General features: G+C 65.2%; 21 protein-coding genes. 9 read left to right on the forward strand and 12 right to left on the reverse strand.

Going from position 1 to position 19,074, the window contains the following annotated elements:
- Positions 1 to 428 precede the first annotated feature (428 nt).
- Complete coding sequence (locus AC59GX_RS05470; RefSeq protein ID WP_107962929.1) at positions 429 to 1,880, forward strand: DNA recombination protein RmuC; 1,452 nt, start codon at positions 429 to 431, stop codon at positions 1,878 to 1,880.
- Between the two features lie 397 nt (positions 1,881 to 2,277).
- Here the strand turns inward: AC59GX_RS05470 and rplI are convergent, their stop codons facing one another.
- The 4 genes from rplI to AC59GX_RS05490 form a co-directional block, all read right to left on the reverse strand.
- Entirely contained in the window at positions 2,278 to 2,874 is a 597-nt protein-coding gene (gene rplI / locus AC59GX_RS05475) for a 50S ribosomal protein L9 (protein WP_056050886.1), read from the reverse strand.
- A gap of 11 nt (positions 2,875 to 2,885) precedes the next feature.
- Positions 2,886 to 3,110 (reverse strand): 30S ribosomal protein S18, encoded by a 225-nt coding sequence (rpsR, locus tag AC59GX_RS05480; RefSeq protein WP_031393978.1) that lies wholly within the window; start codon positions 3,108 to 3,110, stop codon positions 2,886 to 2,888.
- Positions 3,111 to 3,112: 2 nt separating this feature from the next.
- Complete coding sequence (gene rpsF / locus AC59GX_RS05485; RefSeq protein WP_056050884.1) at positions 3,113 to 3,547, reverse strand: 30S ribosomal protein S6; 435 nt, start codon at positions 3,545 to 3,547, stop codon at positions 3,113 to 3,115.
- A 160-nt stretch (positions 3,548 to 3,707) separates the two neighbouring features.
- Positions 3,708 to 4,067 (reverse strand): RcnB family protein, encoded by a 360-nt coding sequence (locus tag AC59GX_RS05490; RefSeq protein WP_426280725.1) that lies wholly within the window; start codon positions 4,065 to 4,067, stop codon positions 3,708 to 3,710.
- A gap of 200 nt (positions 4,068 to 4,267) precedes the next feature.
- On the opposite strand from AC59GX_RS05490, the gene fabD reads away from it, so the two are divergent.
- From fabD to mltG, 6 genes are all read left to right on the forward strand, one after another.
- A complete protein-coding gene (gene fabD, locus AC59GX_RS05495) occupies positions 4,268 to 5,227 on the forward strand; it encodes an ACP S-malonyltransferase (RefSeq protein ID WP_426280724.1) in 960 nt (319 codons plus the stop codon).
- 33 nt (positions 5,228 to 5,260) lie between these two features.
- Positions 5,261 to 5,689 (forward strand): GxxExxY protein, encoded by a 429-nt coding sequence (locus AC59GX_RS05500; protein WP_426280723.1) that lies wholly within the window; start codon positions 5,261 to 5,263, stop codon positions 5,687 to 5,689.
- 3 nt (positions 5,690 to 5,692) lie between these two features.
- Positions 5,693 to 6,430, forward strand: a complete 738-nt coding sequence (fabG, locus tag AC59GX_RS05505) for a 3-oxoacyl-[acyl-carrier-protein] reductase (RefSeq protein ID WP_426280721.1) — start codon at positions 5,693 to 5,695, stop codon at positions 6,428 to 6,430.
- A 77-nt stretch (positions 6,431 to 6,507) separates the two neighbouring features.
- The gene (locus AC59GX_RS05510; protein ID WP_031393971.1) at positions 6,508 to 6,744 is read left to right on the forward strand and encodes an acyl carrier protein; all 237 of its coding nucleotides are present in this window, start codon (positions 6,508 to 6,510) and stop codon (positions 6,742 to 6,744) included.
- A 121-nt stretch (positions 6,745 to 6,865) separates the two neighbouring features.
- Positions 6,866 to 8,128, forward strand: a complete 1,263-nt coding sequence (fabF, locus tag AC59GX_RS05515; protein WP_333921841.1) for a beta-ketoacyl-ACP synthase II — start codon at positions 6,866 to 6,868, stop codon at positions 8,126 to 8,128.
- Between the two features lie 71 nt (positions 8,129 to 8,199).
- Positions 8,200 to 9,168: an endolytic transglycosylase MltG gene (gene mltG / locus AC59GX_RS05520; protein WP_426280720.1), complete on the forward strand. Its 969-nt coding sequence runs from the start codon at positions 8,200 to 8,202 to the stop codon at positions 9,166 to 9,168.
- Positions 9,169 to 9,319: 151 nt separating this feature from the next.
- Here mltG and eda read toward each other — a convergent pair whose 3' ends face one another.
- The 8 genes from eda to AC59GX_RS05560 all read right to left on the reverse strand — a co-directional run bounded on the left by eda (position 9,320) and on the right by AC59GX_RS05560 (position 16,688).
- Positions 9,320 to 9,928: a bifunctional 4-hydroxy-2-oxoglutarate aldolase/2-dehydro-3-deoxy-phosphogluconate aldolase gene (eda, locus tag AC59GX_RS05525; RefSeq protein WP_426280719.1), complete on the reverse strand. Its 609-nt coding sequence runs from the start codon at positions 9,926 to 9,928 to the stop codon at positions 9,320 to 9,322.
- Positions 9,925 to 10,893: a glucokinase gene (glk, locus tag AC59GX_RS05530; RefSeq protein ID WP_056486103.1), complete on the reverse strand. Its 969-nt coding sequence runs from the start codon at positions 10,891 to 10,893 to the stop codon at positions 9,925 to 9,927. The genes eda and glk overlap by 4 nt, the downstream gene beginning before the upstream one ends.
- Positions 10,894 to 11,010: 117 nt before the next feature.
- Positions 11,011 to 12,825 (reverse strand): phosphogluconate dehydratase, encoded by a 1,815-nt coding sequence (gene edd, locus AC59GX_RS05535; RefSeq protein WP_426280718.1) that lies wholly within the window; start codon positions 12,823 to 12,825, stop codon positions 11,011 to 11,013.
- A gap of 2 nt (positions 12,826 to 12,827) precedes the next feature.
- A complete protein-coding gene (gene pgl, locus AC59GX_RS05540; RefSeq protein ID WP_426280716.1) occupies positions 12,828 to 13,532 on the reverse strand; it encodes a 6-phosphogluconolactonase in 705 nt (234 codons plus the stop codon).
- A 48-nt stretch (positions 13,533 to 13,580) separates the two neighbouring features.
- Positions 13,581 to 15,044, reverse strand: coding sequence for a glucose-6-phosphate dehydrogenase (gene zwf, locus AC59GX_RS05545; protein WP_426280715.1), 1,464 nt, complete (start codon positions 15,042 to 15,044; stop codon positions 13,581 to 13,583).
- Between the two features lie 45 nt (positions 15,045 to 15,089).
- The gene (gene argC, locus AC59GX_RS05550; RefSeq protein ID WP_426280714.1) at positions 15,090 to 16,013 is read right to left on the reverse strand and encodes an N-acetyl-gamma-glutamyl-phosphate reductase; all 924 of its coding nucleotides are present in this window, start codon (positions 16,011 to 16,013) and stop codon (positions 15,090 to 15,092) included.
- Positions 16,010 to 16,381, reverse strand: a complete 372-nt coding sequence (locus tag AC59GX_RS05555) for an SH3 domain-containing protein (RefSeq protein WP_426280713.1) — start codon at positions 16,379 to 16,381, stop codon at positions 16,010 to 16,012. The genes argC and AC59GX_RS05555 overlap by 4 nt, the downstream gene beginning before the upstream one ends.
- Positions 16,356 to 16,688, reverse strand: a complete 333-nt coding sequence (locus tag AC59GX_RS05560) for a MarR family transcriptional regulator (RefSeq protein ID WP_136191419.1) — start codon at positions 16,686 to 16,688, stop codon at positions 16,356 to 16,358. The genes AC59GX_RS05555 and AC59GX_RS05560 overlap by 26 nt, the downstream gene beginning before the upstream one ends.
- A 246-nt stretch (positions 16,689 to 16,934) precedes the next feature.
- Here AC59GX_RS05560 and secG point away from each other — a divergent pair, with 246 nt between their 5' ends.
- Together secG and pyrG are read left to right on the forward strand one after the other, a co-directional pair.
- Positions 16,935 to 17,330 carry a preprotein translocase subunit SecG gene (secG, locus tag AC59GX_RS05565; RefSeq protein WP_056050855.1) on the forward strand — a complete coding sequence of 132 codons (396 nt, stop codon included), beginning with the start codon at positions 16,935 to 16,937 and terminating at the stop codon, positions 17,328 to 17,330.
- 85 nt (positions 17,331 to 17,415) lie between these two features.
- Positions 17,416 to 19,050, forward strand: coding sequence for a CTP synthase (pyrG, locus tag AC59GX_RS05570; RefSeq protein WP_060526950.1), 1,635 nt, complete (start codon positions 17,416 to 17,418; stop codon positions 19,048 to 19,050).
- The last annotated feature ends 24 nt before the right edge of the window (positions 19,051 to 19,074 follow it).

Here is a 19,074-nt window from a genome sequence, read left to right on the forward strand (position 1 = left end):
TGTGTGCCGAGAGTGGGCGCCTGAAAGTGCGGCTCGTTCGCCCAACACGCGACCACCCCGGCGAAGGCCGGGGCCCAGTTGGAAAGTTCGCAGTAACTACGGGCCGCGCTCAGTTAGCGACGTCTCCCAACTGGGCCCCGGCCTCCGCCGGGGTGGCGCTGGTGGAGAAGGTGTCGCCCGCCCTCTAGTTCCCCCGCGAAGGCGGGGGCCCAGGACCACGAGCGCCACCGCCCGTAACCCTGGACTCCCGCCTCCGCGGGAGAACAACATATTCCGATTGTCCTACATCAGCCGTTCGACGTATGTTCCACGCATGACGGCTCCATATCCTTCCCAAACCCGCTCGCCGATGCGCACATTCTCCCCTGAGAAATTGCTGCGCCAGCGTCTGCACTTTGTGCACTTCCAGCTAAATTCGCCGGTGCAAAATGGCTGAGTTCGCCATAATCGCCGTCCTCGCGCTAGCCGCCGGCATCCTCCTCGGCTGGCTCCTGGCCTCCCGCCGAGCCGCCACCCTAGCCAGCGAACTCGCCGTCGCGCAGACCAAGGTCGCCGACGCCGACCTCATCCGCACCGCGCGCGATGCGGTCGAACGCGAACGCAACGCCGCGATGCAGGACCTCGCCACGCTCCGCGCGCAGAACGCCGAACGTGCCACCGACACCGATCGCCTGCGCCTCGACCTCGCCACGATCCGCGCCGACCGAGACGCCGCCCGCACCGAAATCGCGACGCTCAAAGCCCAAGGCGAGGCATTCGAAGCGCGCCTGCTCGAACTCCGCGAGGCGAAGGACGTCATGGCCGCGCAGTTCGGCGACGTCGCCAACAAGCTGCTGAGCGACGCGCAGAAGACCTTCCTCGAACGCGCCGACGCCCGCTTCCGCCAGTCCGAGGAGTCAGCCGGCCTCAACCTCAAGTCGATGCTCCAACCCGTCAGCGACCGCCTGCAACGCTACGAAGAGGGCGTCGCAAAGGTCGAGGCCGAGCGCCGCGACGCGTTCGGCGATCTCAAGGGCCAGATCGAACAGATGCGCCTCGGCCAGGAAAAGGTCTCGACCGAAGCCGCCAAGCTCGTCAATTCCCTCCGCAACGCCCCAAAGTCGCGCGGCCGCTGGGGCGAGCAGCAGCTCAAGAACGTCCTCGAAACCTGTGGCCTGAGCGAGCATACGGATTTCCAGACGGAAGTCTCAGTCGCGGTCGGCGACGACGGCGCAAGGTTGCGTCCAGACGCGATCATCCGCGTCCCCGGCGGCCGCGCGTTGGTGATCGACGCAAAGGTCTCGCTTAACGCGTACCAGGACGCATTCGGCGCGGTCGACGACGCCGAGCGCCTGATCGGCCTAGCCGCCCACGCGGCCTCGATGCGCGCGCACGTCAATGGCCTCGGCAACAAGGCCTATTGGAGCCAGTTCGCCGACACGCCCGACTACGTCATCATGTTCGTCCCCGGCGAACACTTCCTCTCCGCCGCGCTCGAACACGACCCGACGCTCTGGGACTTCGCCTTCGAAAAGCGCGTGTTGCTGGCAACGCCGACCAACCTGATCGCGATCGCCCGGACGGTAGCGGCGGTCTGGCGCCAGGAAAAGCTCGCCAACGAAGCACGAAAGATCGGCGAACTCGGCAAGGAAATGCACGATCGCCTCGCAAAGGTGGCGGACGATCTGCGCAAGGTCGGCGTAGGTCTCAACAGCGCGGTGAAGAACTTCAACGGCTTCACCAACTCGTTCAACGGCCGCCTGATGGTGACGGGGCGCAAGTTCCGCGACCTGAACATCGAGACTGGCGCGCGGGACTTGGAAGATGTGTCGTCGGTCGATGCGCTGGCGTTAGGCGAGGGGCCTGCCCTGATCGAGAAGCCGGAAAACGTCGAAAGCTGACCTTCCACTACCACCACCCCGGCGAAGGCCGGGGCCCAATTGGAGGACGCGGATGATGGGCGCTGCGATCCGTTACTCTAGCTTTCCCAACTGGGCCCCGGCCTCCGCCGGGGTGGTAGGGATTGGTGTTCTCCCGCACCGAAAACCGATCGGTACAAAATTCGTTCACCTCCCGGCAACCTTTCCACATCCTGCGCATTAACCGGATAACACCCCCAAGAGTCACCCGGTCATGAAACACCTAGTCCCCATCCTCTGCGCCCTCATCCCCTTCGCGGCAATGATCGGCGCCTGCGTAACCTGCCCCTGACACGCACCGCAAAAGCACAAAAGAAAAGGCCCGCCCGGATCACTCCGGGCGGGCCTTTCTGTATCGGCTAAAAGGGAAGCGAAGGGATCAACCCTGCGCTTCTTCCTCCTGATCGCGCGGTGCTTCGGCGGTCGCGCCGGGCTCTGCGTTCGGATCGTAATCCTCGACGAAGCCAGCCTCGTCGCGCTCGAACATCGACGACATCACGTCGACGCCCGAAGCCTGCATCTCGGCCTCTTCAGGCGAACGGGCGACGTTGACCTTGACGGCCACCGACACCTCGGGGTGCAGCGATACCTTGACGGTGTAGACACCGATCGCCTTGATCGGCTTGTCGAGCACGATCGCCGACTTGCCGACCTTGTGACCGTCGGCCACCAGCGCATCGACCAGATCGCGAACCGCGACCGAACCGTAGAGCTGACCGGTGTTCGACGCCTGACGGATCAGGGTCACGGTCGCGTCGTTGAAGGTCTTCGCTTCGGTCTCGGCATCGCTGCGACGCGATGCGTTGTCCGATTCGATCTTCGCACGGTTCGACTCGAACACCTTGCGGTTGGCTTCGTTCGAACGAAGCGCCTTCTTGTTGGGAAGCAGGAAGTTACGCGCGTAACCGTCCTTGACCTTCACCACGTCGCCGATAGCACCAAGCTTTTCGACGCGCTCAAGCAGAATGACGTCCATGTGGGCGCTCCTTACTTAACGATGTAGGGCAGCAAGCCCAGATGACGCGCACGCTTGATGGCTTGAGCCAGTTCGCGCTGCTTCTTTGCGGCCACCGAAGTGATACGCGACGGGACGATCTTGCCACGCTCGGACACGAAGCCCTGCAGCAACCGGACGTCCTTATAGTCGATCCGGGGAGCGTCTTTGGCGGAGAACGGGCAGCTCTTGCGGCGGCGGAAGAATGGACGTGCCATGATTATTCAGCTCCCTCTTCGCGGTCACGACGGGGACCACGGTCCGGACGATCGCCACGATCGGGACGGCCCTCACGGCCACCTTCACGGTCGCCACGACGCTCGCGGTCACGATCCTGCTTGCGCATCATCACGGTCGGGCCCTCTTCGAGGGTGTCGACCTTGACCGTCATGTAACGGATGATGTCTTCGTTGATCTGGGTCTGGCGCTCCAGCTCTGCGATCACGCTGCCCGGGGCATCGATCTCAAGCATGACATAGTGCGCTTTGCGGTTCTTGGCGATCTTGTACGCCAGCGAACGCAGGCCCCAGTTCTCGGTCTTTACGACCCGACCTTCGTTGTCGTTCACGATCTTGGTGGCGATTTCCGCCAGTGCGTCCACCTGCGCTTGTGCCAGATCCTGGCGCGCAAGGAACACGTGCTCGTAAAGAGCCATGTCTTGTCCTTCGTCTTGGCCGATCGCTGATACACGCCCCATGCGTGCACCCCTCCGGCTGTCGTCTAGAATGCAAACAGGGGCGAGAGACGCGAATCTCTCACCCCGGTTGCAGAGGGCCTTACCCGTTTATCGGGGAAAGGCAAGGTAATGGTAGGTATTACCGGAACGCGCCGCCGCGAACCTGGACCACGTTGCCGCGACCGTCGATCAGGATCGCGTCACGACCCGAGCGGACCCACTGATGCGCGCGGGGCGGGGGTGCGAGACGATAGTTGCGGTACGTCGTGATCACCCGGTAGTTCTGCGCCTGGCGACGATCGAAGCGCTGGCCGGCGCGCCAGTTGCGATACTGCGGCGTGCGGACGACGGTGCGCTTGGTGACGACGGTGCGGCCATTGTCGTTGTGGCGCACGGTGGTCACTTCGCGACGCTGCTGCTGCGCTTCGGCAGGGGCTGCGGCGACCAGCGGGCTGGCGACGAGCGTAGCGGCAAGCGCGCTGAGGATGAACTTCTTCATGATAATCTCCCGTTTGAAACACGGCGCCGTTGCTGCGGCGTCCTCCATAATTTGGGAGCCGATTGTCGCAGGCGATTGTCGCAAGGCCAGGGAAATGGTCGCATATTGTCGCAAGCTCGCAGGGTTCGTTCAGGTTGCAACTCGACGCGCACCTTTATAGGCCCCGCGCTCGAACGAAGACCCAACACAGAGGAGAGGCCATGCGCGCGTTCATCTTCCCCGGCCAGGGGAGCCAGTCTGTCGGCATGGGCAAGGCGCTCGCCGACGCCAGTGCCACCGCCCGCGAGGTGTTCGCCGAAGTCGACGAGGCGCTCGGCCAGCACCTGTTCCGCCTGATGAGCGAAGGGCCCGCGGACGACCTGCTCCTCACCGAGAACGCGCAGCCCGCGATCATGGCGAACGCGATCGCCACCCTGCGCGTCGCCGAGAAGGAAGGCGGCCTCCGCCTCGCCGACAAAGCCGACTATGTCGCCGGCCACAGCCTCGGCGAATATACCGCGTTGTGCGCCGCCGGTGCGCTCGACCTCTCGACCACCGCGCGTCTCCTGAAACTTCGCGGCCGGGCGATGCAGGCCGCAGTCCCGGTAGGGGAGGGCGCCATGGCCGCATTGCTCGGCACCGACCTCGAAAAGGCGCAGATCATTGCCGGCGCCGCGGTCGACGCTATCCTCGCGGAAGGCGGCCCCGAACTGATCTGCACCGTCGCCAACGACAACGACCCGTCGCAGGTCGTCATCTCCGGCCACCGCCTCGCCATCGAAAAGGCGATCGCGCTGGCCAAGGACCTTGGTGCCAAGCGCGCGGTATTGCTCCCCGTCTCCGCCCCCTTTCACTGCCCCCTGATGCAGCCAGCCGCCGAAGCCATGGAAGCAGCCCTCCTGGATGCCGACCTCCGCGCGCCCCTGGTCCCGGTTTTCGCCAACGTGGACGCAACTGCCGTCGCCGACCCTGGTGCGATCCGTCACCTGTTGGTCCAGCAGGTCACCGGCATGGTCCGCTGGCGCGAATCGGTGTTGGCGATGCACGCGGTGGGCGTCGAGCACTTCGTCGAATTCGGCGGAAAGGTGCTTAACCCGATGATCAAGCGCATCACCCCCGACGTCGAGACGACAAGCGTCATCACGATGGACGACATCGAGGAACTCGTGAAGAAGATGTGATCACGCGGAGACGCGGAGCCGCGGAGAGAAAATTTGAGAGAGATCGATCAGATCAGCGGCGATGTGCTCGATCTCTCCCTTCGCATCCACCGCGAGCTGGGTCCGGGTCTCCTCGAAAGCGTCTACGAGTTGGTCTTGGCAAGTAAGCTTGCCAGTCTGGGTTACCACGTGGCGCGGCAGCGACCGGTAGACATCGAATTCGATGGCATGCGGTTCGAAGCTGCCTTCAGGATCGATCTGCTGGTCGATGAACGCCTTCTCGTTGAAATCAAATCGGTAGAGCAGTTGAACGCAGTCCACGGCAAACAATTGCTGACATATCTCCGCCTTACCAGGCAGCCCGTAGGGCTGCTGATCAACTTCGGTGGCGCAACGCTAAAAGAAGGCGTGCGACGGATCGTAAATGATCATCGCCCCTCCGCGGCTCCGCGTCTCCGCGTGAACAACCTTCTTGGAGACTGACCAATGTTCGACCTCACAGGCATGACCGCCCTCGTCACCGGGGCATCCGGCGGGATCGGATCCGAGATCGCCAGAGCCCTGGCCGCCCAAGGCGCGCGCCTGGCCGTATCCGGCTCCAACGCCGACAAGCTCGAAGCCTTCCGCGCCACCCTGAACGGCGACCACGTCGTGCTCCCCTGCAACCTCTCCGACGCCGCTGCCGTCGACGCGCTCGTCCCCCAGGCGGTGGAGAAGCTCGGCAAGCTCGACATCCTCGTCAACAACGCCGGCGTCACCCGCGATAATCTCGCGATGCGGATGAAGGACGACGAGTGGGACAGCGTCATCCGCGTCAATCTCGAAGCCGCGTTCCGCCTCATGCGCGCCGCCGCCAAGCCGATGATGAAGGCACGCTTCGGCCGGATGATCTCGGTCACCTCGATCGTCGGCGTCACCGGCAACCCCGGCCAGGCGAACTACGCCGCATCGAAGGCCGGCCTGATCGGCATGTCGAAATCGATGGCGCAGGAGCTCGCCAGCCGCGCCATCACCGTCAACTGCGTCGCGCCCGGTTTCATCACCTCGCCGATGACCGACGCGCTGCCCGACGCGCAGAAGACCGCGCTCACCGCAAAGATTCCGGCCGGCCGCCTCGGCGAAGGCGCAGACATCGGCGCGGCGATCGTGTACCTCGCTAGCCGCGAAGCCGGGTACGTCACGGGACAAACCGTGCACGTGAACGGCGGGATGGCGATGATCTGAACTTGCGCGCTGAACTACCGCGTTCTAGGTGCGTTCAGGAAATACCGAAAACCCCCAGATTTGAAGAGGGAACTACCATGAGCGAGACAGCTGACCGCGTGAAGAAGATCGTCGTCGAGCATCTCGGCGTCGAAGCCGACAAGGTGACCGAGGACGCGAGCTTCATCGACGACCTGGGCGCAGACAGCCTCGACATCGTCGAACTCGTCATGGCGTTCGAGGAAGAGTTCGGTGTCGAGATCCCGGATGATGCCGCCGAGAAGATTGCGACCGTCAAGGACGCGATCACCTACATCGATGAGCACAAGGCCTGATCAGGGTCTAGGGTTCAAACCTTTGGACCTGCCCTGAAGGGTGTGATTTGAGCGGCTCCCCGTCCTTGGGCAAAGAGGGCGGGGAGCCGTTTCGTTTTGAGAGCAGACGGAGTTTGAAGCCATGCGGCGTGTCGTCGTAACCGGGCTAGGCCTGGTCACCCCTCTGGGGGCGGATGTTGAAACGGCCTGGGCGAATATTCTCGCCGGCAAGTCGGGAGCGGGCCCGATCACGCGCTTCGACGCGTCGGACCAGGTGTGCCGCATCGCCTGCGAGGTGAAACCGGCCGACCACGAGTATGGCTTCGATCCGGCCAAGCGCGTCGATCACAAGGTCCAGCGCCAGGTCGATCCGTTCATCATCTACGGCATCGACGCTGCCGGCCAGGCTCTCGAGGACGCCGGGCTGACCGAGATGACGCTCGAAGAGAGCTGGCGTGCTGGCGTCTCGATCGGCTCGGGCATCGGCGGACTGCCGGGCATCGAGAGCGAATCGATCGTGCTCCACACCAAGGGCCCGCGTCGCGTCTCGCCGCACTTCGTTCATGGTCGTCTGATCAACCTGATCTCCGGTCAGGTCTCGATCAAATACGGCCTGCGCGGTCCGAATCACGCGGTCGTCACCGCCTGCTCGACCGGCGCGCACGCCATTGGCGATGCAGCGCGGATGATCGCGATGGACGACGCCGACGTGATGCTCGCGGGCGGCGCGGAGGGCACGGTCTGCCCGCTCGGCATCGCTGGCTTCGCACAGGCCCGCGCGCTGTCGACCAACTTCAACGACTCGCCCGAAAAGGCTTCGCGTCCCTATGACAAGGACCGCGACGGCTTCGTGATGGGCGAGGGCGCGGGTGTGCTGGTGCTCGAGGAGTACGAACACGCCAAGGCACGTGGCGCGAAGATGTATGCCGAGGTGATCGGCTACGGTCTGTCGGGCGACGCATACCATGTGACCGCGCCGCATCCGGAGGGCGATGGCGCGTTCCGGTCGATGCAGATGGCGATCAAGAAGTCGGGCCTCAAGCTCGAGGACATCGACTACATCAACGCACACGGTACCTCGACGCCTTTGGGTGACGAGCTCGAACTCGGCGCGGTCCGCCGCCTGTTCGGTGATGCGATCTCGGGTCTGTCGATGTCGTCGACCAAGTCCGCGATCGGGCATCTGCTTGGCGGTGCCGGCGCGGTCGAGAGCATCTTCTGCATCCTCGCGCTGCGCGACCAGATCGTCCCGCCGACGCTGAACCTCGACAATCCGAGCGACAGCTGCGTGGGGGTCGACCTAGTCCCGCACGTGGCCAAGAAGCGTGAAGTCCGCGCGGTGCTGAACAACTCGTTCGGCTTCGGCGGCACGAATGCGTCGCTGGTCATGACGAAGGTCCGCTAAAAACCTTGTTCCCCCGCGAAGGCGGGGGCCCAGTCTGGGTCCCCGCCTTCGCGGGGATCCAAGGAGTACCAATGCGCAAGGTCGGCTGTTTCGGACTCGTCTTAGGCCTGGCGGCAGTCGTAGCGCTGTTCCTGGTCGTACAAGGCTGGGGCGGGGCAGGCCCGGCCCCGCGCACGCTGACCGTGCAGATCGGCGAAGGCAGCACGCTGGCCGGCGCTGCCACCGAACTCGAAAAGGCCGGTGCGATCCCCTCGGCCCGCCGCTTCCGCTTGTATGCGCGGGCCTTCGGCTCGGGCGATCCGATCAAGGCGGGCGAATACCGCATTGCACCGCACGCCAGCCAGTCCGACATCCTCAAGCTGATGCAGGGCGGCAAGGTCGTCCAGCGCCTCGTCGTCGTCCCCGAAGGCTATCCTTCGGTCCTCGTCCACGATGCGCTGGGGAAGGCCGACGGTCTGACCGGCTCGGTGCCCGTTCCGGCGGAGGGCTCGATACTCCCCGACAGCTACGCCTTCCAGGCCGGCGACACCCGCGCGTCGGTCGTCACGCGGATGCAGACGGCGATGAAGACTTACCTCGCCACCGCCTGGGCCGCGCGCAAGCCCGGCATAGCGGTGACGACGCCCGAACAGGTGATCATCCTAGCCTCGATCGTCGAGAAGGAAACCGGCAAGCCATCCGAACGCCGCACCGTCGCCGCGGTCTACGGCAATCGCCTGCGCAACGGCATGCCGCTTCAGGCGGACCCCACCGTGATCTACCCGATCACCAAGGGCCGCCCGCTAGGTCGCCGCATCCTGCGCTCGGAGCTGCACGCGAAGAACGGCTACAACACCTATGCCGAAGCCGGCCTGCCGGTCGGCCCGATCGCCAACCCCGGCCGCGCCTCGATCGACGCGGTGCTGGACCCGGCGCAGACCCAGGCGCTGTATTTCGTCGCGGATGGCACCGGCGGCCACGTGTTCGCGAACACGCTGGCCGAACACAACGCCAACGTGAAGAAGTGGTACGCCATCCGCAAAGCCCGCGGCGAGATGTAATCCTCCCCGGAACGGGGAGGGGGACCATCCGCAGGATGGTGGAGGGGGCTCACCGCGAGCGTACCAGGAGTGGCGACTAGGTACGCTCGTGGCACTCCCCCTCCACCCCGCCGCTACGCGTCGCGGTCCCCCTCCCCGTGCCGGGGAGGATTTACCCCCGCAAAGCGTTAGCCGCCCGCGCCTTGATCTCGATCTCGGCCATCGTCCCGCCGGTCACCCAGCTACCCCCGACGCAGAGCACAGGCTTGAACGCCAGCCACTCGGGCGCGCTCGCTTCGGTGATCCCGCCGGTCGGGCAGAAGCTGCACTGATAGAACGGCGCGGCCAGAGCCTTGAGCGCCTTCAACCCGCCATTCGCCTCGGCCGGGAAGAACTTGAAGTGCAACAGACCCAGGTCGAGCCCGGTCATGATATCCGCCGCGTTGGCGATTCCCGGCAGGAACGGAATGCCGCTCTCGATGATCGGCGTGGCGAGGCGTTCGGTTAGCCCCGGCGACACGATGAATTCCGCACCCGCATCGCGGACCTGCGCGAACTGCTGCGTGTTGACGACGGTACCGGCACCGACGATCGCGCCCGGTACCTTTTTCATCTCGGCGATTGCCTCCAGCGCGGCGCCGGTGCGCAACGTCACTTCGAGCACGCGCAGGCCGCCGGCGACCAGCGCTTCCGCGAGCGGGCGAGCAAGCGCCGCGTCCTCGATCACCAGCACCGGGATGACGGCGCTGGTCTGCATGATGTCTGCGATAGTTGCGGTCATTGGGTATGTTCCTGTGCGAAGGCGGCCGCGGCGCCGAACAGGCCGGGCTGGGGATGGGTGATGAGCTTGACGGGCATCGCCGCCATCATGCCCTGGAAGCGACCCTTGGCGACGAAGCGCTGGTCGAAGCCCGAGCGGATCAGGCGATCCTTGATCCGGAAGCCGAGCCCGCCTGCGATCACGACCGCCTTGGCGCCCTGTGCGAGCGCCAGATCGCCCGCAACCGCGCCGAGCGCGAGGCAGAACCGGTCGAGCGCGGCGAGCGCGATCGAATCGGTGCCGTCGATCGCTTCGGTCCAGATCGTCTTGTCGTCATGGCTGGGGACCGCGCGGCCCTCCAGCGCGGCAAGCGTCTCGTAGATCGCGACGATGCCTGGCCCGGCGACGACGCGCTCGGCGGATACGCGCGTGAAGGTCTTGCGCAGCCGCTTGAGCAACGCATCCTCGATCCCGTCGAGCGGGGCGAAGTCCATGTGACCGCCCTCGGTTTCGAGAACCTGATACCCGTCCTTGCGTCGTAGCAATTGCGCGACGCCGAGCCCGGTACCGGGGCCGCAGATCGTCGTGATGCCCTCGGACGGCAGCGGCGTATCGGGTCCGCACAGGTGGATGAAGTCGCTGCTGGGCACCTGCGCGACGGCGTGGCCGACCGCGCCGAAATCGTTGACGACCACCCATTGGTCCGCTTTCAAGCGCTCGGTGATCAGCGACTTGCGGATGATCCACGGGTTGTTGGTCAGCCGGATGACGTCGTTCGCGACCGGCGACGCGACCGCGATCGCGAGCGCGCGGGGGAGGGGGCGTCCGAGCCCCGCCTCGAACGCCTGGTACGCGGTCTGGAGCGATGCGTGGTCCGCGGTCTTCAGCGTCGCCGGCTCGCCGAGCGACACGACGCGGCCGTTCTCGACCTCGGCAATCGCGAAGCGGGCGTGCGTCCCGCCGATATCTGCCGCTACGATTTCCATGTCATCTCTCCCGATCCTCGATATCTTAGTATCCGTTCGTCCTGAGCGCAGTCGAAGGACATGGCCCCAAGCGGGCGGTCCTTCGACTTCGCTCAGGACGAACGGTCGGTAAGGATCCTAAAGCCCCGCCCCCGCCAGCATTGCCGACGCGCCCTTTTCAGCCTCGTCGGCAAGCCCACGGAACATGCCGAACAGCTCGCGGCCCATACCGCTCACCGGCGGCGGTATCGCGACCATCCGGCGCGTCGCCCACTCGTCCGCGTCGACCAGCGCTTCAAGCGTACCGTTGACCGCATCCACCCGGATCATGTCGCCATCACGGATCAACCCGATCGCGCCATCGAGCAGCGCCTCGGGCGAGCAATGGATCGCGCACGGCACTTTCCCGCTCGCACCCGACATTCGGCCATCGGTGACCAGCGCCACCTTGAATCCACGATTCTGCAACACCCCCAGCGGCGGCGTCAGCTTGTGCAGCTCCGGCATGCCGTTTGCGCGCGGCCCCTGGAACCGGACGACGACGACGACGTCCTTCTCCAACTCGCCGCGCTTGAACGCCTCGATCACGTCGAGCTGGTCGTCGAACACCATCGCGGGCGCCTCGACGATCCACCGCTCGCGCTCGACCGCGGACACCTTGATGCACGCACGGCCGATATTGCCCGCGAGAATCCGCATGCCACCATCCGGCGAGAACGGTGCCGTCGCGGGACGGAGGATCGTCTCGTCGCCGCTGTCCGGCGTATCGCGCCAGCCGAGCGTGTCGCCCTCGACGACCGCGGTCTTCGCATAGGCCGACAGGTCTTCGCCACCGATCGTCATGATGTCGCCGTGCAACAGCCCTTCGCCGAGCAGTTCGCGGATCACATAGGGCATGCCCCCGGCAGCCTCGAACGCGTTCACGTCCGCCGAGCCGTTGGGATAGACCCGAGCGATCAGCGGGACCGCGCAGGAAAGGCGATCGAAATCCTCCCAGTCGATGATGATCCCCGCCGCGCGAGCGATCGCCGGCACGTGGAGCAAATGGTTGGTCGAGCCCCCCGTCGCGAGCAGGCCGACCGCGGCGTTCACGATCGCCTTCTCGTCGACGCAGTGCCCGAGCGGTCGATACGAATCGCCGCGCGCGCCGATCTTCGCCAGCCGGTGCACCGCCGCCCGCGTCAGTTCCTGCCGCAGTTTGGTACCTGGATTGACGAACGCCGCGCCCGGCATATGGAGGCCCATGACCTCCATCATCATCTGGTTGGTGTTTGCGGTGCCGTAAAAGGTGCACGTGCCCTTAGAATGATACGCGCCGATCTCGGCCTCGAGCAGCTCGTCGCGCCCGACCAACCCTTCCGCGAACTTCTCGCGAACCGCGGCCTTCGCCTTGTTGGGCAAGCCGGTCGGCATCGGCCCGCCGGGGATCAGCACCATCGGCAGATGCCCGAAGCGCAGCGCCCCCATCAGCAGACCCGGCACGATCTTGTCGCAGATGCCGAGCAGCGCAGCGCCTTCGAACGTGCCGTGAGACAGCGCAATTGCCGTGCTCAGCGCGATCGTATCGCGGCTGAACAGCGACAGCTCCATGCCCGGATAGCCCTGCGTCACGCCGTCGCACATCGCCGGTACGCCGCCCGCGACCTGCGCCGTCGCACCCGCTTCGCGCGCCCAGATCTTCATCAGCTCCGGGTAGCGATAATAGACCGCGTGGGCCGACAGCATGTCGTTATACGCGGTGACGATGCCGATGTTCATGCCGGCATCGGCCTTCATCGCATCGCGGTCTTCCTCGGTCCCGGCATAGGCATGCGCGAGGTTCGCGCAGCCCAGGCCCGGACGCCGGACCTGCGCCGCCGCCTCGCGCTCGATCAGCGCGAGGTAGGCGGCACGGCTGTCGCGAGACCGTTCGATGATCCGGTCGGTAACCGTGGAGACGACGGCGTTCAGCATCGTCACGGCGCCCAGTGCACGTCGACCGGCAGTTCGACTTCGGCCAGCACGCGGCCGATCGGGTAGGACGACGACGGGCCCTGTTCGATCGCCACTTCGAGGACCTTCTTTTTCGCGTCGCCGGTGATCATGATCATCAGTGCCTTCGACGATGCGATCGCCGCCGCCGACAACGTTACGCGCGCCAGCGGAGCCTCTGGCGGCAGCGGATCGGGCATCACGCCAAGCGCGCGACGTTCCTTCGGACCACTCAGCGCTTCATCGTAATCGGGGCCGGGGAAGATCGACGCGGTGTGCCCGTCGCCGCCCATGCCGAGCAGGCAGAAGTCGAGCGGCCAGTGCAGGTCCTGCATCAGCGCATCCGCCGAACGACCGGCCGCCTTGTAGTCCGACATCGCCTCGGGAACGATCGGCTTCACGCGCGCGCCCTTGGGGAGGAAGATTTTCGCCAGCGCTGTCACGTTCGACAATGGATCGCCAAGCTTCACGATCCGCTCGTCGCCGGGGATGATCGTGACCTTTTTCCAGTCGAGCTTCGCCTGCGCAAGCTTCTCATATGCGACGAACGGCGTCTTGCCGCCCGCCAGCGCGATCACCGCCGAGCCGCGCGCGTCGAGCGCACTCTCGATGACGAACTGGATATCGCCTGCGACCGCGTTGGCGAGCTCGCCCGCGTCGTCATATTCCCACCATTCGATTTCGGTCATTCGATCTTTCCTTGAAACCTTTGGGAGGGGTGTTCCCTCCCCGAAAACTCAGTCGTCCTGCCAGGTCACGCCGTCGCGTTCGGTCAGCGCGATCGCGGCGGACGGACCCCAGCTGCCCGACGCGTAGCTCTTGGGCTTCATCGCGTTGGCCTTCCAGCCATCGCGGATCGCGTCGATCCAGGTCCATTGCGCCTCGACCTCGTCACGCCGCACGAACAGAGTCTGGTCGCCTTCGATCAGGTCGAGCAGCAGACGCTCATACGCGATCCGCCGACGCGATCCTGCAAACTCGGCATCCATGCTGAGGTTCAGCGGCACTTCGCGCAGGCGGACGCCCTCACGATCGAGCCCCGGCTCCTTCGCCATCACCAGCAGCTGGATATATTCCTCCGGCTGCAGGCGGATGATCAGCATGTTGGGCTGCAACAGCCCGCCACGCCCCGCGAACATCGAATGCGGCACCGCCTTGAACTGGATCGCGATCTCGCTGCGGCGCGTCGCCATGCGCTTGCCGGTGCGCAGATAGAACGGCACGCCCTGCCAGCGCCAGTTGTCGACATGCGCCTTGATCGCGACGAACGTCTCGGTGGTCGACGGTTGGCCGAGTTCGTCCGAGTAACTCTTGACGAACTTCCCCTTCACCGCGCCTTCGCCATACTGGCCGGTGACCGTGACGTGCGGAACTTCCTCGGGCTTGATCATGCGCAGCGAGCGAAACACCTTCGACTTCTCGTCGCGGACGTCCGTACCCTCGAAGCGCGCGGGCGGCTCCATCGCGATCAGCGCGAGCAGCTGCAGCATGTGGTTGGCGACCATGTCGCGCAGTGCACCCGCGGTTTCGTAATAGCCCGCACGCTCTTCCAGCCCGACGGTCTCCGAGATCGTGATCTGGACGTTGTCGATCCCTTGCGCGTTCCAGACGGGCTCGAAGAACGAATTGCCGAAGCGCAGCGCGAGGATGTTCTGGACGGTCTCCTTGCCGAGATAATGATCGATCCGATAGGTCCGGTCCTCCGGAAAAGCCTTCGCCACCGAGTCGTTGATCTCGCGGCTCGTCTCCAGGTCGTAGCCAAGCGGCTTCTCGAGCCCGACGCGTACGGTCTCGCCAGCAAGCCCAACCTTGTGCAGTCCCTCGATTGCCGCTTCGAACAGCGAGGGCGCGGTCGACAGATAGATCGCGAGACCGCCCGAGATATCGCCGATCTTGTCCGCCAGCGGCTGGAAACTCGCCGGGTCCGATAGGTCGGTCGGCTGATAGAAGATCCGGTCGAGGAACGTCCCGATCGCGCCTTCGTCCTTGCGATCCTCGGGCAGGAACTCGTCGAGCGCCTTCTTGGCGAACTTGCGGTAATCCTTGTCGTCATGCTCGTGACGCGCGGCGCCGGTGATCGTCAGTTCCTCGGGCAGCAACCCGTCGGCGTGCAGGCCATAGAGCGACGGCAGCAGCATGCGCTGCGCGAGATCGCCGGTCGCGCCGAACAGGAGCAGCTTGGCTACGGGATTACGGTGCATGGAAGCTCCTGGATTTGGCGATGGACCGGGCGGAAAACGCCGGTCCTAGAAAACGAGGCCGGCTACGGGATCGACCCCGGCCATGATGTTGAGGTTCTGGACCGCAGCACCGCCGGCGCCCTTGCCCAGATTGTCGAGCGTCGCGACCAGCCGCGCATGGCCGACGGCATCGTTGCCGCAGACCCGCAGCGTCAGTCGATCGGTCCCTGCATTCTCCTCGATATCGACCGAGCCGCTATCGCCGGGGGCAACCGAGACGAGCTTCGAGCCATCGAATGCGGCGCGCAGTACGTCTTCGATCGCCGCGAGCGTAGGCCGGCCGGGCAGGGCGTGGAGGTGCAACGGCACTTCGACCACCATGCCGCGGTAGGTGTTGGCGACAGCGGGCGCGAAGATCGGCGCGTGCTCGAGACCCGCATGCTGCGTCATCTCCGCGATATGCTTGTGCGCGAGGCCTAGCGCGTAGGCGCGAAAGGCCGTCGCCGGCTCGCCATTCTCGAACGCCGCGATCATTGCCTTGCCACCGCCCGAGTAACCCGAGGTCGCGTTGACGCTCAGCGGGAGGTCGGCGGGGATGAGACCGGCCGCGACCAGAGGCGCGACGAGCGCGAGGAAACCGGTGGGGTAGCAGCCGGGGTTCGACACGCGCATCGCGGTCGCTACCTTCTCGGCCTGACCAGGCAGTTCGGGGAAGCCGTAGGTCCAGCCGGCAGCGACGCGGTGTGCGCTCGATGCGTCGATCACGCGGGTGCGCGCATTGTCGATCAGCGTGACGGCTTCGCGCGACGCCTCGTCCGGCAGGCAGAGGATGACGAAATCGGCATCGTTCAGCGCCTCGCGCCGTGCCGCCGGATCCTTCCGACGATCCTCAGGCAGCAGCGCCAGCGTGATGTCGGTCCGCCCGGCAAGCCGCTCGCGGATCTCGAGCCCGGTGGTGCCGACCGCGCCATCGATGAAGACCGTGGTCATGCCGCGTCCGTCGCCGAAAGATCGAGCGCTTCGGCTGCGACATAGCCGACCAGCCCGCTAGGACGGGCAACGCCCCAGGCAGAAACGCCAGCAATCTCCAGCACTTCGAAACTGTCGCCAGGGTTGAGGTCGACCATCGTATCGCTCGCTTCGTCTCGTCCGCTGCGCAACAAAGCTGTGCGCGTGACGGGCCGTATCATCGGCACGGCATAGTGTGGAGCGAATACGTATTCGGCGAGACGAATGTCGGCGATATCGCGGCGAACCGCATGGGTGCGCGGGTCGAGGTCGACCGAGCGGCCCGTCAGCGAAAAGCTCGTGCGGGCCTGGTCGTCGAACGGCTCAAGCGTGAGCGGCTGCGCGCCCATTGGAGCTGGCTGGGGCGGGGCCGTCGCCGATGAATTGCCCGAACTCTTCAAGAAAATCTGCCCCTTCGGTCGTGCGCGCGACGAAGATGTTGCGCTTGTCGCTATCGTCGCGTTGACGGCGCAGATAGCCGAGGGCACCCAATCTGTTCAAGGCGCGCGTGACGACTGGCTTCGATACGTTCAGAGCACGGGCCAGGCCGCGCACCGTATGCGGCCCCGGTTTGAGATATACGAGCAGAAGAAGCGCCATCTGACGATTGGTCAGATCGGGTTCGCCCGAGCGGACATAATCCACCAGAGCGGTCATCCAGGTCGATAAGGTATTGGCTGCCATTGATGCCACAGCGTTGATCCGCCATCTGAATTTATGTGCACGATACCCAGTCATGAGCGTCATTACGGGGTCTCAACGCCGCCCGGACGTCATGTTTCCGTAGCTTTGCGATTGGTTTGCGATATGCGGAGCCGGCGCCGCGGTCGATCGCCCGGTTGATCGAAACCGCGACGTCGCCTATGTGCGCGCCTTCGCAAAAGTTCCGGGGTTTTCCGCGCAATGTTCGCCTTTCTGCTCGTCATCCACGCGATCATCGCGGCCGCCCTCGTCACGGTGATCCTCATGCAGCGCTCGGAAGGCGGCGGTCTGGGCATGGGCGGCAGTCCGTCGGGCCTGATGTCGGCACGCGGCGCAGCCGATTTCCTGACCCGCGCGACCGGCGTTCTCGCGACGATGTTCGTGCTGTTCTCGATCCTGCTCGCGGTCCTCGCGGCGAATCACCGCACCACCACGATCGACACGTCGCTCGCCCGCACCCCGGCGGCGGCAACGGCCGTTCCGACCGCGCAGCCCAAGGGCGACGCGGCACCGTTCGCCGGTGGCGCCGAGAATGCCGGTGTACCAGCCGGCACGACCAAGCCGGCCGACAACGGCGCGGTCCCGCTAGCCAACTAAACACTCCATTCGCCGATAAAAGGCCCCTGCGTGATCCGCGGGGCTCTTGTCGTTCGTCCCCAACACACGCTACGAGACTCTTCCCATGGCTCGGTACATTTTCATCACCGGGGGCGTGGTTTCGTCGCTCGGTAAAGGTCTCATGGCGGCATCGCTTGCCGCTCTCCTCCAGGCACGCGGGTATACCGTCAGGATTCGGAAGTTCGATCCGTATCTGAACGTCGATCCCGGCACGATGTCGCCGTATCAGCACGGCGAGGTCTACGTCACCGACGACGGCGCCGAGACTGATCTCGACCTTGGTCATTACGAGCGCTTTACCGGCGTTCCCTCGCGCCAGTCGGACAATGTGACCTCGGGTCGAATCTATCAGCAGATCATCACGCGCGAGCGTCGCGGCGATTATCTCGGTGCGACCGTGCAGGTCATCCCGCACGTCACCGACGCGATCAAGGCGTTCGCCCGCGCCGAGACCGACGGCATAGATTTCATCCTCTGCGAGATCGGTGGCACCGTCGGCGATATCGAATCGCTGCCGTTCATCGAAGCGATTCGCCAGCTCAAGAACGAGGAGGGCCGCGGCAACGCGATCAGCATCCACGTGACTTTGGTCCCGTACATCGCCGCCGCCGGCGAGCTGAAGACCAAGCCGACGCAGCATTCGGTCCGCGAGCTCGCGGCGCTGGGTGTTCAGCCCGACGTACTCGTATGCCGTTGCGAGCATCCGCTGCCGCCGTCGGAACGCGCCAAGATCGCGCTGTTCTGCAACGTCCCCGCCAGCGCGGTCATCCCCGCGTTGGACGCGAAGAGCATCTACGCGGTGCCGCTCCAGTATCACGGCGAAGGCCTCGACATCGAAGTGCTCCGTGCGTTCGGGATCGAGCCCGCCGAGGCGCCCGACCTGTCGCGCTGGACCGAGATCATGGACCGCCTGACCAATCCGCAAGGCGAAGTCACGATCGGCGTGGTCGGCAAATATGTCGGGCTCCAGGATGCGTACAAGTCGCTCAACGAGGCGCTGGTCCATGGCGGCATCGCGAATCGCGTGAAGGTCAACGTCCGCTGGATCGACGCCGAGCTGTTCGAGAACGCCGAAAGCGACATCGCCGGCCAGCTCGAGCCCTGCGACGCGATCCTCGTCCCCGGCGCGTTCGGCGAACGCGGCGCGGAAGGCAAGATCGCGTCCGTGAAGTTCGCCCGCGAGCGGAAGATCCCGTATTTCGGGATCTGCTTCGGGATGCAGATGGCCTGCGTCGAAGGTGCCCGCGATCTTGCCGGCATCCCGAATGCGTCGTCGACCGAGTTCGGCCCGACCGACGAACCCGTGGTCGGCATGATCACCGAATGGATGGGCCGCGAAGGCCTCGAAACCCGTGCGGCCGAAGGCGACATGGGCGGCACGATGCGGCTCGGCGCGTATGACGCGAAGCTCGACGGCAACAGCGTCGTCGCGTCGATCTACGGCGGCACCGAAATTTCGGAGCGTCACCGTCACCGCTACGAGGTCAACACCGGCTATAAGGAAGCGCTCGAACAGGGCGGCCTCGTCTTCTCGGGCATGTCCCCCGACGGCACGCTTCCCGAGATCGTCGAACGTCCCGACCATCCCTGGTTCGTCGGCGTTCAGTTCCATCCGGAATTGAAGTCCAAGCCGTTCGACCCGCATCCCCTGTTCGCGAGCTTCATCGAGGCCGCGGTCAAGCAGAGCCGGTTGGTCTGAACACCGCTCCTTTCCCGGCGAGGG

This window comes from Sphingomonas sp. 320_CC (assembly GCF_059691795.1).

Coding starts and splice junctions, on each gene's coding strand:
- AC59GX_RS05490 (WP_426280725.1), bottom strand. CDS start 4,067: ATGAAGAAGTTCATCCTCAGCGCGCTTGCCGCTACGCTCGTCGCCAGC.
- argC (WP_426280714.1), bottom strand. CDS start 16,013: ATGACCACGGTCTTCATCGATGGCGCGGTCGGCACCACCGGGCTCGAG.
- mltG (WP_426280720.1), top strand. CDS start 8,200: ATGCGCAAGGTCGGCTGTTTCGGACTCGTCTTAGGCCTGGCGGCAGTC.
- rpsR (WP_031393978.1), bottom strand. CDS start 3,110: ATGGCACGTCCATTCTTCCGCCGCCGCAAGAGCTGCCCGTTCTCCGCC.
- eda (WP_426280719.1), bottom strand. CDS start 9,928: ATGACCGCAACTATCGCAGACATCATGCAGACCAGCGCCGTCATCCCG.
- pyrG (WP_060526950.1), top strand. CDS start 17,416: ATGGCTCGGTACATTTTCATCACCGGGGGCGTGGTTTCGTCGCTCGGT.
- AC59GX_RS05470 (WP_107962929.1), top strand. CDS start 429: ATGGCTGAGTTCGCCATAATCGCCGTCCTCGCGCTAGCCGCCGGCATC.
- zwf (WP_426280715.1), bottom strand. CDS start 15,044: ATGCACCGTAATCCCGTAGCCAAGCTGCTCCTGTTCGGCGCGACCGGC.
- rplI (WP_056050886.1), bottom strand. CDS start 2,874: ATGGACGTCATTCTGCTTGAGCGCGTCGAAAAGCTTGGTGCTATCGGC.
- glk (WP_056486103.1), bottom strand. CDS start 10,893: ATGGAAATCGTAGCGGCAGATATCGGCGGGACGCACGCCCGCTTCGCG.
- secG (WP_056050855.1), top strand. CDS start 16,935: ATGTTCGCCTTTCTGCTCGTCATCCACGCGATCATCGCGGCCGCCCTC.
- fabG (WP_426280721.1), top strand. CDS start 5,693: ATGTTCGACCTCACAGGCATGACCGCCCTCGTCACCGGGGCATCCGGC.
- pgl (WP_426280716.1), bottom strand. CDS start 13,532: ATGACCGAAATCGAATGGTGGGAATATGACGACGCGGGCGAGCTCGCC.
- fabF (WP_333921841.1), top strand. CDS start 6,866: ATGCGGCGTGTCGTCGTAACCGGGCTAGGCCTGGTCACCCCTCTGGGG.
- edd (WP_426280718.1), bottom strand. CDS start 12,825: ATGCTGAACGCCGTCGTCTCCACGGTTACCGACCGGATCATCGAACGG.
- AC59GX_RS05555 (WP_426280713.1), bottom strand. CDS start 16,381: ATGGGCGCGCAGCCGCTCACGCTTGAGCCGTTCGACGACCAGGCCCGC.
- fabD (WP_426280724.1), top strand. CDS start 4,268: ATGCGCGCGTTCATCTTCCCCGGCCAGGGGAGCCAGTCTGTCGGCATG.
- AC59GX_RS05510 (WP_031393971.1), top strand. CDS start 6,508: ATGAGCGAGACAGCTGACCGCGTGAAGAAGATCGTCGTCGAGCATCTC.
- AC59GX_RS05560 (WP_136191419.1), bottom strand. CDS start 16,688: ATGACCGCTCTGGTGGATTATGTCCGCTCGGGCGAACCCGATCTGACC.
- rpsF (WP_056050884.1), bottom strand. CDS start 3,547: ATGGCTCTTTACGAGCACGTGTTCCTTGCGCGCCAGGATCTGGCACAA.